Below are 14,793 nucleotides of genomic sequence, written 5' to 3'. Positions count from 1 at the left end.
AGTGTTCACCATGTCCTTGAACACCTGTCTACCATGTCCCCGGTCTGTACAGGGAGAGGGTTAGGGTGAGGGGAACCTATACACTCCAACAACACGTCAAACGCCGCCGCCATCTGCTCTTCGGGCACGCAGGCAAAGCCCATCAACAGCCCGCGTCGCGCATTTGGTAGCATGTAATATCGTGACAACGCTCTTACCAGCACTCCACGTTCATTGGCTGCCGCAGCGATGGCGACATCGTCGGCATCATTTGGCAGGTTGAGCACCAGATGCAGCCCAGCGTTGCTGTTGAACTCGCTCAACGCCTGCTTACCCAGATGCTGTTCAATCAACGCGGTAAGGAACCCGCGCCGTTTGGCATACAATAACCGCATGCGGCGGATATGTGCCGTATAGTGGCCTTCCTGAATAAACTGCGCCAGCGCCGCCTGGATGATCAAATGGCCACCACGATAAAGCTCGGCGTGAGCCGTTTTTAACTCGTCCATCAATGGCTTGGGAAGCACTACATAACCTAGCCGCAGGGCCGGATAGAGCGTTTTGCTGAAGGTGCCAATGTAGATCACCGGCGCATCGGCTTCCAACCCCTGCAGGGCCGGGATCGGTTGGCCGGAGAAGCGGAATTCGCTGTCATAATCATCTTCCACGATCCAGCCGCCAGCCGCACGGGCCAAGGCTAGCAGCCGTTGCCGACGTGCCAGGCTCATCACCGATCCCAACGGGTATTGATGCGAAGGAGTGACAAAAATCAGCCGTGGCAAGGCCGCCGGTTGTTCTGGTGGCACCATCCCGGCTTCATCCACCGCCCAAGGGCAGATATTGACGCCGTTCATGCGCAGGATATTGCGGATCCCCCAATAACCGGGTTCCTCGATCCAGGCGTCATCTCCTGGATTACACAGCATGCGAGTGACCAGATCGATCGCCTGATGAATGCCTTCGGTGATCAGGATCTGTTCTGGTGAACAGCGCACCGAACGTGACACCCGCAGATAGTCCACCAGCGCATGCCGCAGCTCCGGGCTGCCGCCCTGGTTGCTGTAAGTCAAACGCTGTGAGGTTGGGCGGCGGCTGATGCGTGCCTGGAGTTTGCTGAAGATGTGATGCGGGAATGCATTCACGTCGGGGACGCCGGGGAGAAAGGCTCCCCACTGTTTAGGGCTGGCGCTGGCGTGTTGCAGTAGCGTGGTGCCACGTTGTGACAGCTCGGCACGCCGTGGCTCACCGTCACCGCCAATCGGCTGGCTGGCGGTGGATAAACAGCTGTCGGGTACCGTTTCTGCGACGAAGGTTCCACTTCCCTGGCGCGAAAACACATATCCTTCCGCCAGCAATTGTTCATAAACGGTTAAAACCGTATTACGTGAGAGACCCAGCTCTTGTGCCAGATCGCGTGACGCCAGCAGGCGGCTGGAAGGGGGCAGGCTGCCGTCCAGAATACTGGTACGAATGGCATTGTATAACCGCTTGTGCAGTTTATCATCGGGCTGCTCGCCGAGGCGTTGCAGCAGCAGGTCACCACTCAATGAGCGCAATTGGATCCCTCAATTAATCGTAACTGGCACTCGATTATAGGGCCACATCAGGTGTAAATAAACGCAATGTTTCACGTTTGTGAACAAAACCGATAACTGGTCCCGCCCGGAGAGAACAGCATGAAAAACGCAGAACTGAATCAACGTCGTCTGGCCGCTACCCCAAGAGGGATTGGCGTGATGTGTGGTTTTTACGCCGAGCGTGCAGAAAATGCCACCCTGTGGGATGTAGAAGGCAATGAGGTGATCGACTTTGCCTCAGGCATTGCGGTGCTCAATACCGGCCACCGTCATCCCAAGGTGATCGCCGCCATTGAAAAGCAACTGCAGGCGTTTACCCATACGGCATACCAGATCGTGCCTTATGAGAGCTATATTTCGCTGGCAGAGCGTATCAACCAACGTGCTCCAATCGAAGGCACCTGTAAAACCGCCTTCTTCACCACCGGTGCAGAAGCGGTAGAAAATGCGGTGAAGATCGCCCGCGCATACACCGGGCGTCCAGGCCTGATCACCTTCGGCGGCGGATTCCATGGCCGTACCTATATGACCATGGCGCTGACGGGCAAAGTGGCCCCTTACAAGTTGGGCTTTGGCCCGTTCCCTGGCTCCGTGTACCATGGCCAGTATCCGAATGCGCTGTATGGCGTCAGCACCGAAGATGCCATGAACAGCCTGGAGCGCATCTTTAAAGCCGATATCGATCCCAAGCAGGTTGCCGCGATAGTGCTGGAGCCGGTGCAGGGGGAAGGGGGCTTTAACGTGGCTCCGGCAGAATTCATGCAGGCGCTGCGTACGCTGTGTGACCAACACGGTATCCTGCTGATCGCCGATGAAGTGCAAACCGGCTTTGCCCGTACCGGCAAGCTGTTTGCAATGGACCACTATGCGGTGAAACCGGACCTGATCACCATGGCGAAGAGCCTGGCTGGCGGTATGCCGTTGTCTGCCGTGGCGGGCCGTGCTGACGTGATGGATGCCCCCGCACCTGGTGGCCTTGGCGGTACCTACGCCGGTAACCCATTAGCCGTTGCTGCCGCTCTGGCGGTCTTGGACGTGATTGAAGAAGAACAGCTGTGCCAACGCTCCCAGCGTTTGGGGCAACATTTGGTGGAAGTGCTGCAACAGGCACGCAGCCACTGCCCGGCGATTGTGGATATTCGCGCGCTGGGTTCCATGGTGGCAGTAGAATTCAACGACCCGGCAACCGGTAAACCGTCGCCGGAGTTTACCCGTCAGGTACAGCAAAAAGCCCAGGAAGAAGGACTGTTGCTACTCAGCTGTGGGGTGAACGGTAACGTGATCCGTTTCCTGTACCCGCTGACCATTCCTGATGCCCAGTTTAACCAGGCGCTGGCAATCCTTTCCCGCGCGCTGGCCCAATAAGGAGCAATATCCATGAAACTGCAAAATCCCGATCTGCTGCGTAGCCAATGCCTGATTAACGGCGAGTGGTGCGATGCCCGCAGCGGCAAACGTGAAGCCGTGATCAACCCGGCCAACGGTGTGGAGCTGACAACGGTGCCTCTGGTGAGCGCAGAGGAAACCCAGCAGGCAATTAACGCCGCACAGCAGGCACAAATCGGCTGGAAGCAACAGACCGCCAAGCAGCGTTCCGTATTGCTGCTGGCCTGGGCTGATAAAATCATGGCGGCACAGGAAGATCTGGCGCAGCTGATGACCGCTGAGCAGGGTAAATCGCTGGCGGAAGCGCGTGGCGAAGTGGCCTATGCCGCCTCATTTATTACCTGGTTCGCCGAAGAGGCCAAGCGTGTCGACGGTGCCGTATTACAGGCCCCACAGGCTTCGCAACGTCTGGTGGTGGTGAAACAGCCGATCGGTGTCTGCGCGGCGATCACGCCGTGGAACTTCCCGGCAGCGATGATCACCCGTAAGGCGGCTCCTGCGCTGGCCGCAGGCTGCACCATGATCGTCAAACCGGCTGAGCAAACGCCGCTGACCGCATTGGCACTGGCCAAACTGGCGCAGGATGCCGGTATTCCCGCAGGCGTATTGCAAGTGGTAACCGGCGAAGCCGCACAGGTGGGTAAAGTGCTGTGTGACAGCCCGGTAGTGCGCAAGCTGAGTTTTACCGGCTCGACCGAGGTTGGGCGCATCCTGATGGCCCAATGTGCGCCAACCATTAAAAAGCTTTCGCTGGAACTGGGCGGCAACGCTCCGGTGATCGTGTTTGACGATGCCAATCTGGACGCGGCCGTTGCCGGTATTATGGCCTCCAAGTTCCGCAACAGCGGGCAGACCTGCGTTTGCGCCAACCGTATTTACGTTCAGGACGGCATCTACGATCGCCTGGTGGATAAGCTGGTGGCCGCGGTTGAGCAACTGAAAGTCGGTGATGGCACACAAGAAGGGACGACGCAGGGGCCGCTGATCGATGAGGCCGCAATAGAGAAAGTGCAGAGCCACATTGATGACGCACTGATCAAAGGGGCACAGATCGCCACCGGCGGGCAGCCGCATGCGTTGGGCCGTACTTTCTTCCAGCCGACGGTGGTTACCGGTGTGACCCAGCAGATGCGCTTTGCCAAAGAAGAAACCTTTGGCCCGGTTGCGCCGCTGTTCCGTTTCCATGACGAAGCGGAAGCTATCGCGATGGCCAACGATACCGAATTTGGCCTGGCCGCTTACCTGTTTACGCAAAACGCCGCTCGTCAATGGCGGGTGCCAGAGGCGTTGGAATACGGCATGGTGGGTATCAATACCGGTTTGATCTCCAACGAGGTAGCGCCTTTCGGCGGTATCAAACAGTCTGGGCTGGGGCGCGAAGGCTCTCGCTACGGTATTGAAGAATATCTGGAACTGAAATATCTGTGCATTGACGTGAGCTGTTAACCCTCAAGACTTGAACGCTCCCCGGTGGCCTACGCTGGGGAGCGCTTCCTCCGAGCAAGAAGTGATGTTTCTCACCGTTGAGAACGGCGGCGTCGTGGCCGCCGGTTTTTTTAGCTCCGCATTTTCTCTGGTAATGCCAACCACGCCTGCACCGATGGGCGCTGCCACTGTTTTTGTGCATAGTGGCGCAGCGGTTCCGGTACCTGATCGCCATGCATCACCAGCCGGTTGAGCATCAGGGCCAGGTCGGTATCGGCGATGCACCATTCCTGAAACAGATGATCCTGGCCATGGCTCAGTAACTTTTCCGCCGCAGTCAGCAGTTTGTTGGTTGCCCGTTGGGCATCTGCACTCAATGGGGCAAATTTGACCGCGCTGAAAATCACCTCGGTTGGGCGTTCGGCCCGCAGCGGTAAAAGATCGCTACGTAACCATGCCTGGATCTCACGGGCTTTGGCGCGCTGTTTGATATCACGCGGATAGAGCGGATGGGCTGGGTGGAGTTCTTCCAAATATTCCTCAATGGCGGAAGACTCGGAAAGCTGGAAGCTGCCCATCACCAACGTCGGCACCCGCAGCGTTAACGACAGGCTGCCGTAGGCCTGGCTTTGCTGTTCTCCCAGTGAGAGATCTACCGGCTTGACGGTAAACGGCATGCCTTTCTCCGTGAGCGCCACAAAGGTCGACATGGCATAGGGGCTGAAAAAGTTGCTATCAGTGTAGAGAACAGTGGCCGATGAGTTCATACGGATCCTTGGGGATGGGAAAGGTATTTGGGATCATTGGCGAACGGCGCAATAAAATCAAGGCGATGGCCAATGATTAAGCGTAATGGCGTATTAGGCCTAGTAATACCTTAATTGGCTTTCAAGCCGGTTTTGTTGATTTGTGAAGGGGATACTCAGTGATTAATTCTATCGCTTATCGGCAGCAAAATAGACTTCCTCCCCAGCTCGTTTTCCAACGGCGATCACCAATAGAACAATTTCATTATCACGTACTTCATAAACCAACCGATAGCCTGATGAGCGCAGTTTGATTTTGTAACGGTTCGGGCGGCCACTTAGGCGGGATGCCGGCACATGCGGGTTTTCTAAACGCTCGGCCAGCTTCTTTTTCAGTTGTTCCCGAACGGGATAACCCAGCTTTTCCCATTCCTTCAGTGCGCGCTTTTCAAATTTGAGCTTATAAGTCATTAAGATCTACGCTCACAAACTCCGCATCTTCCATGCGTTCATCTGCAATACGGTTTAATTCTGCATCTTCGGCAAGCTCCCGATAGTATGCATACAGCTCAGGGGGCACGCAGTAGAAAGCCGGTTCGTTACGATTCAGGATGGCAACCGCTTCACCTTCTCCGTCTGCAACGGTTCCCATCGGGTTCTTTTTCAGGTCGGTGATGCTGGCAGCGATAGTGGTTAAAATTTGAAAGGCCATGGTGATCTCCTGTTTGGAATATCGACAATAGCACCTTTAAAAGTGCTATTCAATGACCTATTCGTCAATCATCACTGACCAGGATTATCCCCAGCCGATCGATTAGCCCAACGACCTGCTGACTATCCAGCTGTACCCCCTCCAGATCAACCTGGCGGATATCCATCTCCCCCAGCTCTGCGCCGGTCAGATTGCAGTGGTTGAAGGTGGCGGCCCGCCAGTCAAACTGGTTGAACTCGCCGCCGGACAGATCGGAGCCAATAAAGCTGGCACCCAGCACGTTAGCGCCACTCCAGCGGTTTTCCCACAGCTCACATTTCTCCAGCACCACCTTGGAGAAATTGCTGTAGCTCAGATTGCTTTTGATGATAAAGGCGCTGCAAAAATAGCTGCGCTGCGAAATCATGTTCATGAAGCTGGCGCCACGAAAATCGGCCCCCTGTGCCTTGCATTCGCGGATCTCCAAGCCGAGGGCCTGGGCATTTCTGAAATCGGCCAGCGAGAGATCGCAGCTTTTAAAGCTGGCATCTTTCAACACCGCGCGGCTGAAGTTGCAGCCGAGTTGGGTCTCTTCGTCATAGAAAACGCAGCCGATAAACTGGGTATCGGTCAAATCGGCGCCGGAAAAATCGCAGTTCAGAAACTTGCCATTGGTGATGGTTTCACCGCGGAATTGATCATGGGCAATTTTGACGGATTGCAGCAGTAAAGGTTGCATATAATTACCTGTTTTTTTATACAGCTCATGGTGATACTACCTGAGGAAGACAGGGAAGGGAAATAGCGTGTAAGACAGTCATGTTGCTTGATGGCCACGGGCTTTTTAAATAGCGGTCTGTGCTCTCATTGCCTTAACTCTTTCTTAAGCTTATATCGCTACACTGCTCATTATCAGTCAGAGGGGCGCGATTATGAGTATACATATCCAGGCACCGTACCAGCTGTCGTTTGCTGAGGATCATGACCATAGGGCCTTATTGCAGGCTTATATACAGCACGAATACGGTCGGCAGTTTAATGCGCTCATTCCTCACTTTCTGCCTTACCTGTTAGGTATGTACCGCGCTGACGGCGTTCTGGTTGGTGCCTGCGGTCTGAATCGTGCTGATAATGCGCCGCTGTACCTTGAGCGTTATCTGGATGCGCCGATTGAAGAGGTGGTCGCCACTCAGACGGGAACAATCTTGCCACGTAACCGCCTGGTTGAAATAGGAAACTTTGCCTGCTCTGAATCTGGAAATGCCCGGATCATGTTTGCGGCAATTTGTCGGCTACTCTGCGAAAACCAACTCGACTATGTGGCATTTACCGGGACCAAAAAGTTGAGAAATATCTTCCACCGGTTGCACCTGACCCCTCTGGAACTGGCCCCTGCATTGCCGGATCGAATGGGTGAGGATGCTCAGGCCTGGGGAGAATATTATCAGGGGCAGCCCTGCGTCATGGTTGGCGATCTTAAACAAGGCCGCCAAATTCTGAGTGAAACCAGCTTATTGCTTTCATTGTTTGGCCCCATGCCGGATATATTTCCCGTGCAAATGAGCGTGCAGCTATGATCCTTTTTGAGCGTATTGAACACATTGCGGTGACAGATGGCTCTCGCCCTGCGTTATGTGATAGTCAGCACAGCATCAGTTACGCTGATTTATTGCGGCAAACCACCTCTCTGGCTGAGCAACTCAGTAATGAGAAAATATCGCGGCTGGCCCTGTTTTTGAATAATGGCCTGGAGTGGGCCATGATCGATCTGGCTTGCCTGTTAGCCAATATTGTCATTATACCGGTGCCCGTTTTTTTCAGTGCTGAACAGCAAGACTGGTTGCTGGAAAGTAGCGGTGCCGATGCCTTGATTGGGCCTGCCCGGCAAGGGTGGATAACGATCCCTTTCCTTGATTACCCTTTGCAACGTCGGCAGCCACTCTCTGTTGCTGAATTACCCGCTAATACGGCCAAAATCACCTATACATCAGGGACAACCGGGCATCCCAAAGGGGTATGTCTGAGTCAGGAGCATTTGATGCAGGTCAGCCTGGCGCTTGCCGAGCGGGTTGCTGCGGCAAACATACAGCAGCATCTGACCTTGCTGCCACTGTCGACCTTGCTTGAAAACATTACCGGGCTCTATGTTCCGTTGCTCAGTGGCGTATGCAGCCGTATCCCCTCGCTGGCTGAAGTGGGACTGACAGGATCTAGCCAGTTCTCCGCTCAGATCCTGGCCCAAGCCATTGCACAATGGCGGCCGCACAGCCTGGTATTGGTGCCTGAATTGCTGCGTCTATTCGTCATGTTATGCACCCAGAACCCAGGGCTTGCGGAGAGCCTGCGTTTTGTCGCCGTCGGCGGGGGAAAAGTTGCTGCGGATATAGTGGTTAAATCGCACCAGTTGGGTTTGCCGGTTTTTGAAGGGTATGGCTTATCAGAATGCGGCTCGGTTGTTGCTCTCAATGCGCCGGGGCGCGCTTTGCCTGGCTCGGTGGGTGAACCACTACCGCACTGCCAGATAGCCATCGCACCGGATGGGGAGATCTTGATTTCTGGCGCGACAATGCTGGGATATCTGGGGGAACCCGCTGCAAAACCCCCGGTGGCAACCGGCGATCTCGGTCATTTTGATGCCCAAGGCTTCCTTCATATCACTGGCCGCAAAAAGAATATTCAGATCACCGCCTTTGGCCGCAATTTTTCACCGGAATGGATTGAGGCGGAAGCGCAGCTTTTTCCGGCAATATCCCGCATGGTCATCTTTGGTGATGGATTACCCGTAAATGTTGCGCTGATCCAAGTGACACCCGGTTATGAAAGTAGCCTTGCCGATCAGCTATGCCAACTTAATGGGAGGCTACCTGATTATGCACGGATCCATCATTATTTTTTGGCACAGTTAACGGTTGAAAACGGTTTATTAACCACTAATGGACGTCCGAAAAGACAGCAGATTCTGTCCACCTATCATACACGTATTCATCAGTTAATCGCGGGAGATACCCTATGAGTTTTTATCAATTATTACAGCGAGAGACGGCGGTGGACAGAGAGAAGCTCCTTTCCGCCCCGGTCATAGAGGCTTGCCGCTGCGGAAATATTAATGCTGAAATGTATATCGCCTTTTTGACACAGGCTTTTTATCACGTCAGCCATACCGTGCCTTTATTGATGACTGCGGGGGGCCGGATGAACTCAGAGTATGAATGGGTTCGCGGAGCCATTGCCGAATATATTGATGAAGAGTATGGCCATCAGGAATGGATATTAAATGATATCAGGACGTGCGGCGGAGATGCCGAGGCGGTTCGTCATGGTCAGCCGGTATTGGCAATCGAGTTGATGATTGCATTCCTCTACGACCACGTCTCTCGCCTCAACCCGATGGGTATTTTCGGTATGGTACATGTCCTTGAGGGCACCAGCGTCGCCATTGCCACCACCGTTGCCGAGCAGCTCAAGCAGGGCCTGGGATTACCGGAGAAAGCCATGAGCTATCTCAGCTCGCATGGTGAACTGGACAAAGAACATCTGGCCTTTTTTGCATCATTAATGGACCAGGTGGAAAAAAGTGAAGATCGTGCCGCGATTATCCATACTGCCAAAGTGGTCTACCAACTTTATGGCGACATGCTGCGTGGGCTGATGGAGCCAGCGCAATGAGGCTCAACAACAGCCGTATTTTGCTGACCGGTGCCAGCGGTGGTATTGGCCAGGCACTGGCTCATGCTTTGGCAAAGCAGGGGGCTTGTCTGATATTACATGGGCGTAATGAAACGGCGCTCACCACGCTGGTTAATACATTGCCTCACCCGGAAAATCATCAGGTTTGGATCGCCGATCTTGGCGATTTTACGCAATTGACAAAGCAAGTTGAGCTACTTTTCCAACAGCAGAATATTGATATCCTGATCAATAATGCCGGCGCCAATCATTTTGCCTGGCTTGAGGATCAAAGCGAACAACAAATAATACAGCAGTTAGCCATAAATATTCAGGCTCCAATATTACTGACCCGGGCTTTGCTACCTTATATAGACCGACCCGGCATCATTATGAATATCGGTTCCAGCTTTGGCAGTATTGGTTATGCTGGCTATAGCGTGTATTGCGCTAGCAAGTTTGCTCTGCGTGGCTTCAGTGAAGCTCTCGGCAGGGAACTTGCCGGCTCATCGATAAACGTGCTCTATTTTGCCCCCCGGGCGACACAAACCACGCTTAACTCTGCGGCTGTTAATGCCATGAATGCTGAATTAGGCACCAAAAGTGACAGCGCAGAAAGGGTCGCTGATGAGGTGATTGTTGCGCTGAACAAACAGATAAAACGACGATGGCTGGGATGGCCAGAGCGGTTCTTTGTCAAACTGAATGCACTGTTCCCCGCAGTGGTCGATAAAGCGCTGGCTAAACAGCGGCATATTATTGCCCGCCATGCCAAAGCTGCCCTTGAGAAGAAGGACTCACGATGAAAAAGTTATTGTTGGTGTTGACGCTCTTTGGTAGTACAACCGCTATTGCCCAGAGTGATTTGGCCGATATTCAGAACCAATGGGCGGTTTGCCAGTATCAGGTGGCGGCGAAACAGAAAGAAAGCTGTCTGGAGCAACTTAGCGCCGTTGCGGATAAAGCCAGTTCAGCTAACGGTTCACGCGCAGATCTGCTGATCTGGTCTGCGATCGTCAAGAGTAGTTGGGCCGGTGAGAAGGGGGGGCTGGGGGCTTTGGAACTGGCCAAACAGGCGAAAATGAAGCTGGAACTGGCAATAAAGTTGGATGCCAAGGCGCTGGACGGCTCCGCCTATACCAGTCTAGGCGCCCTCTATTATCAGGTTCCTGGCTGGCCGATTGGTTTTGGTGATGACAAGCAGGCTGAGCTGTTGTTGAAACAGGCTTTACAGATTAATCCAACGGGTATCGATCCCAACTATTTCTACGGTGACTTTCTGATAGATCAAGGGCATAAGGCACAGGGCAAGCTCTACTTACAGAAAGCACTGGCGGCTCCGGCCCGTCCAGGCAGAGAATTAGCCGATAAAGGCCGCCATCAGGACATTCAACAACGACTCGATAAACTTTGAGACTACGGGTCCATAAAGGGAAACAAAATGCACCGGGAACGACACAGCATGGAAAAAATAGGCTGGCTGCGGGCTGCCGTTCTCGGGGCTAATGACGGGATAGTGTCTACCGCCAGTCTGCTGTTGGGCGTAGCGTCGGCTAACGTCACTCAGCAAAGTTTGCTCTTGACCGGGGTGGCGGGTTTGGTGGCTGGTGCGATGTCGATGGCCACCGGTGAGTATGTTTCAGTGTCTTCCCAGGCTGATACTGAAAAGGCCGCGCTGGCTGAAGAGCAAGCTGAGCTGAATAGCGATTTTCAGGGAGAACACCGCGAGTTAACCTCGATTTATGTCCATCGGGGGCTTGATTTGGCTCTGGCTAAACAAGTGGCAGAAAAACTGATGCACCATGATGCGCTAGGCGCCCATGCGCGTGATGAACTGGGGATCTCAGAAATCACCACCGCGCGTCCTTTACAGGCCGCGTGGGCTTCAGCGTTGAGTTTTGCTGCCGGGGCAATATTACCGCTATGTGTAGCGGCCATCGCGACAACGGAATGGGCCATCCCCGCCATTGCCTGCTCAGCATTGATCTCACTGGCAGTACTTGGGGGCGTTTCGGCCAAAGTGGGCGGTGCACCCATCGGCCCTGGAGTGATGCGTATTACTTTCTGGAGTGCACTGGCCATGGGGATGTCCTCGGGGATCGGGGCGTTATTTGGTTTGGTTACGGGATAAGTGTTAAACCAATAGCAGGATGTTTTCTCTGAGTCGCAGTCACTCATAAGTACGGCCTTTCTCAAAGGTATAATCCCTGTTGATGGTGTTCATAAAAGGGATCTGTATGCCAAGGTCACGTAGAGTTCCATTTAATTGTGATTGAATATAATACCAATTATCTATTATTACTATATTAATAGTATCAAAACTTAATTATTATAAATTGAAGTGACTTAACTGATAACTTACAGAGCAGTTTTTAATAGAGTTTATGCATTATTCATAGTCTAATTGATTTAATTGGTTTAGTATCTTTTTGAAATTAAGTGATCGCTGTCTTGTTCTGAAAATAAAAAAGGACAACAGCGGTTTTTTTATATAAATTAGATAACGTGAAGAAACTATAACTATTTGACACGGAGGGTTTTTTATGGAGCTTTTAGACGAGCTACAAAGTCTTTCAGCTAAGATCAAACAACAGGCTGCAGTTATTCAAACTGAAGAGGCTACAAAAAGCGCTTTCGTGATGCCATTCATTAATAAAGTGCTTGGTTATGATGTTTTTGACCCAACGGAGGTTACCCCGGAGTTTATCTGTGATGTTGGGATAAAAAAAGGTGAAAAAATAGACTACGCCATTTTGAAAAACAATGAGATTCAGATACTTGTTGAATGTAAAAAGATTGGTGAGCCGCTGAACGTTAACCATGCTTCGCAATTATTTAGGTATTTCCATGTGACTAATGCGAGGATATCCATTTTAACTAACGGGCAGATATATAAATTTTTCACCGATCTTGATGCTCCTAACAAAATGGATGAAAAGCCATTTCTTGAACTAGACTTGTTGGATATTGATGAAAATGTGGTGCCGGAGATAGCCAAGCTAACCAAGTCAACATTTGATGTAGAGTCAATAGTCAATGCGGCTGGTGAATTAAAGTATGTAAGTCAAATTAAGAAAATAATTTCAACTCAGTTTAACAATCCTGAAGAAGATTTTGTAAAATTCTTTGCGTCTAGAGTCTATGATGGAATTTTAACACTAAAAGTACGTGAACTCTTTACCTCTTTGACAAAAAAAGCGTCCAGTCAGTGGTTAAATGACCAGGTAAATGAAAGGCTTAAGTCTGCAATCAGTGGGGCTCAGCAGCAGCCTTTAGCAATCGAACCTAAGGAGGAGATTGTTGAGCAAGCGTTAGTACCTATTGAAGATGATGATGGTATTGTAACCACTGAAATTGAGATTGAGGGTTTTCATATCGTTAAATCTATAATTCGTACTGTTGTTGAGCCAAGTCGAATTACTTATCGCGATACTAAAAGTTATTTTGGTGTGTTGCTTGATGATAATAATAGAAAACCTATTTGTAGACTTCATTTTAATCGGAGTCAGCTGTATGTCGGTTTGTTTGATTCTGATAAGAAAGAAACTCGTTATCCTATAGAAGTATTGGATGATATCTACCAACATGCAGAACAACTTAAAATCACAGCGGAAGGTTATAATTAATTAGTGAAGAGTGGCTATGTTCAACATGGCCACTTATTTATAGTATGCATGAAAAATTATTTTTATTAATTTCTTGGGATTTGACCTAATCAACGCATTGTTGCTGTTTTATACCGATAGTGAAAAAATGCCTTGCAGAATAAGCGCTGATAAATCATCATTTGAAACGACGTTTCACTTCCTTGCTACAGGCCAATCTTGAACTTACACGGGCTACTGCCCCAGCACGTTGCCAAGACGCATTGGTATGCCAAGCGAAAAAGCTATCGGGTGCTTTTTTGGCGGGAGATCACGCCACTGGCAGTTCCGATCTTTCTAGAGAACACCTGCGTACTGCTGATGGGGGTGCTCAGCACCTTCCTGGTGAGCTGGCTCGGCAAAGAGTCGATGGCGGGTGTTGGCCTGGCAGACAGTTTCAACATGGTCATCATGGCCTTTTTCGCGGCGGTGGATCTGGGTACCACGGTGGTGGTGGCCTTTAGCCTTGGCACTCGCGATCGTAAACGAGCGCGGGCGGCGGCACGCCAGTCGCTGGTATTAATGACCGTGCTGGCGGTGCTGCTGGCGGTTGGGATCCATTTGGCCGGGCAACAGATCATTAACGTGATCGCCGGTGAAGCCACGCCCGAAGTCAAATCGCTGGCGCTCTCTTATTTGCAAACCACCGTCTGGAGCTACCCGGCAGCCGCCATTGCCCTGATTGGTAGTGGTGCCCTGCGTGGGGCGGGCAACACCAAGATCCCGCTGCTGATCAATGGCGGCATGAATATCCTCAACATCCTCATCAGCAGTACGCTGATTTATGGGGTATTTAGTTGGCAAGGGCTGGGTTTTGTTGGCGCGGGGCTGGGGCTGACCATTGTCCGCTATATTGGCGCGATCGCCATTATTGCGGTTCTGGCGGTGGGCTTTAATCCGGCGCTGCGTATTACGCTCAAAAGCTATTTTACGCCGCTCAACAGCAGCATCCTGCGTGAGGTGCTGGGGATTGGCATTCCCGCCAGTATCGAATCGGTGCTGTTCAACGCTGGCAAACTGCTGACACAAATGTTTGTCGCCGGGATGGGGACCAACGTCATCGCCGGTAACTTTATCGCTTTCTCTATCGCGGCCCTGATTAACCTGCCGGGGAATGCCTTGGGATCTGCTTCGACCATTATCGTCGGCAAGCGTCTGGGGAAAGGGCAAATTGCTCAGGCCGAACGGCAGATGAAGCACGTCTTTTGGCTGGCAACGATTGGCCTGACGGTGATTGCCTGGGGAACCGCTCCCTTTGCGGGGCTGTTTGCCTCATTTTATACCCAGGAAGATGATGTTAAAGAGGTGGTCAAAATCCTGATTTGGCTCAATGCCGCGTTTATGCCGATCTGGGCCGCGTCCTGGGTGTTACCCGCTGGGCTGAAGGGCGCGCGTGATGTCCGATTTGCGATGTGGGTGACGATGTTGGGTATGTGGGGCTGCCGAGTAGTCGCCGGTTATATCCTGGGCATCGTGCTGGGCATGGGCGTAGTGGGCGTCTGGCTGGGGATGTTCTTGGACTGGGCCGTTCGCGGAGTTTTCTTCTATTGGCGTATGGTCAGCGGGCGCTGGCTATGGAAATATCCACGGCTCAGAAAAAACCAGCCTGAATCAGCCGAAGAACAGTCGCCAAGCTAACGGTATTTTATTGGACTGAGCCGGGTTGGCAGTATCAATCC

The 14,793-nt window shown here is 52.1% G+C and carries 15 protein-coding genes; 10 read left to right on the top strand and 5 right to left on the bottom strand.

Annotation, left to right across the window (positions count from 1 at the left end; genetic code table 11):
* Positions 1 to 5: 5 nt before the first annotated feature.
* Positions 6 to 1,535, bottom strand: coding sequence for a PLP-dependent aminotransferase family protein (locus KGP16_RS23150; RefSeq protein WP_223500416.1), 1,530 nt, complete (start codon positions 1,533 to 1,535; stop codon positions 6 to 8).
* A gap of 120 nt (positions 1,536 to 1,655) precedes the next feature.
* Here KGP16_RS23150 and KGP16_RS23145 point away from each other — a divergent pair, with 120 nt between their 5' ends.
* Entirely contained in the window at positions 1,656 to 2,921 is a 1,266-nt protein-coding gene (locus KGP16_RS23145; protein ID WP_166733462.1) for a 4-aminobutyrate--2-oxoglutarate transaminase, read from the top strand.
* A 12-nt stretch (positions 2,922 to 2,933) separates the two neighbouring features.
* A complete protein-coding gene (locus KGP16_RS23140) occupies positions 2,934 to 4,388 on the top strand; it encodes an NAD-dependent succinate-semialdehyde dehydrogenase (protein ID WP_021180637.1) in 1,455 nt (484 codons plus the stop codon).
* Between the two features lie 110 nt (positions 4,389 to 4,498).
* Here KGP16_RS23140 and yfcF read toward each other — a convergent pair whose 3' ends face one another.
* The 4 genes from yfcF to KGP16_RS23120 all read right to left on the bottom strand — a co-directional run bounded on the left by yfcF (position 4,499) and on the right by KGP16_RS23120 (position 6,543).
* A complete protein-coding gene (gene yfcF, locus KGP16_RS23135) occupies positions 4,499 to 5,134 on the bottom strand; it encodes a glutathione transferase (RefSeq protein ID WP_218520259.1) in 636 nt (211 codons plus the stop codon).
* A 168-nt stretch (positions 5,135 to 5,302) separates the two neighbouring features.
* Entirely contained in the window at positions 5,303 to 5,584 is a 282-nt protein-coding gene (locus KGP16_RS23130; RefSeq protein ID WP_021806920.1) for a type II toxin-antitoxin system RelE/ParE family toxin, read from the bottom strand.
* Entirely contained in the window at positions 5,574 to 5,825 is a 252-nt protein-coding gene (locus KGP16_RS23125) for a type II toxin-antitoxin system Phd/YefM family antitoxin (RefSeq protein WP_021806919.1), read from the bottom strand. Before KGP16_RS23125 ends, KGP16_RS23130 begins: the two co-directional genes overlap by 11 nt.
* Before the next feature lie 64 nt (positions 5,826 to 5,889).
* Positions 5,890 to 6,543 (bottom strand): Qnr family pentapeptide repeat protein, encoded by a 654-nt coding sequence (locus tag KGP16_RS23120; protein ID WP_021806918.1) that lies wholly within the window; start codon positions 6,541 to 6,543, stop codon positions 5,890 to 5,892.
* Positions 6,544 to 6,736: 193 nt separating this feature from the next.
* Between KGP16_RS23120 and KGP16_RS23115 the strand changes: the two genes are divergently transcribed.
* The 8 genes from KGP16_RS23115 (at position 6,737) to KGP16_RS23080 (ending at position 14,752) form a co-directional block, all read left to right on the top strand.
* Complete coding sequence (locus KGP16_RS23115) at positions 6,737 to 7,381, top strand: thermostable hemolysin (RefSeq protein WP_021806917.1); 645 nt, start codon at positions 6,737 to 6,739, stop codon at positions 7,379 to 7,381.
* Entirely contained in the window at positions 7,378 to 8,817 is a 1,440-nt protein-coding gene (locus tag KGP16_RS23110) for an AMP-dependent synthetase/ligase (RefSeq protein WP_094983167.1), read from the top strand. Before KGP16_RS23115 ends, KGP16_RS23110 begins: the two co-directional genes overlap by 4 nt.
* Complete coding sequence (locus KGP16_RS23105; RefSeq protein WP_021180630.1) at positions 8,814 to 9,470, top strand: TenA family transcriptional regulator; 657 nt, start codon at positions 8,814 to 8,816, stop codon at positions 9,468 to 9,470. Before KGP16_RS23110 ends, KGP16_RS23105 begins: the two co-directional genes overlap by 4 nt.
* Entirely contained in the window at positions 9,467 to 10,276 is an 810-nt protein-coding gene (locus KGP16_RS23100) for an SDR family oxidoreductase (protein WP_223500414.1), read from the top strand. The genes KGP16_RS23105 and KGP16_RS23100 overlap by 4 nt, the downstream gene beginning before the upstream one ends.
* Complete coding sequence (locus tag KGP16_RS23095) at positions 10,273 to 10,884, top strand: hypothetical protein (protein ID WP_021180628.1); 612 nt, start codon at positions 10,273 to 10,275, stop codon at positions 10,882 to 10,884. Before KGP16_RS23100 ends, KGP16_RS23095 begins: the two co-directional genes overlap by 4 nt.
* Before the next feature lie 27 nt (positions 10,885 to 10,911).
* Entirely contained in the window at positions 10,912 to 11,601 is a 690-nt protein-coding gene (locus KGP16_RS23090) for a VIT family protein (RefSeq protein WP_037376223.1), read from the top strand.
* 412 nt (positions 11,602 to 12,013) lie between these two features.
* Complete coding sequence (locus KGP16_RS23085; protein WP_209529758.1) at positions 12,014 to 13,096, top strand: type I restriction endonuclease; 1,083 nt, start codon at positions 12,014 to 12,016, stop codon at positions 13,094 to 13,096.
* Positions 13,097 to 13,294: 198 nt separating this feature from the next.
* Positions 13,295 to 14,752 (top strand): EmmdR/YeeO family multidrug/toxin efflux MATE transporter, encoded by a 1,458-nt coding sequence (locus tag KGP16_RS23080; protein WP_223500413.1) that lies wholly within the window; start codon positions 13,295 to 13,297, stop codon positions 14,750 to 14,752.
* Positions 14,753 to 14,793: the final 41 nt, after the last annotated feature.

The organism is Serratia sp. JSRIV006, from assembly GCF_019968685.1.
Classification (GTDB): Bacteria; Pseudomonadota; Gammaproteobacteria; order Enterobacterales; family Enterobacteriaceae; genus Chania; species Chania fonticola_B.
The sequence above is the reverse complement of the archived record's forward strand: the minus strand, read 5'-3'. Positions and strand labels throughout refer to the sequence as shown.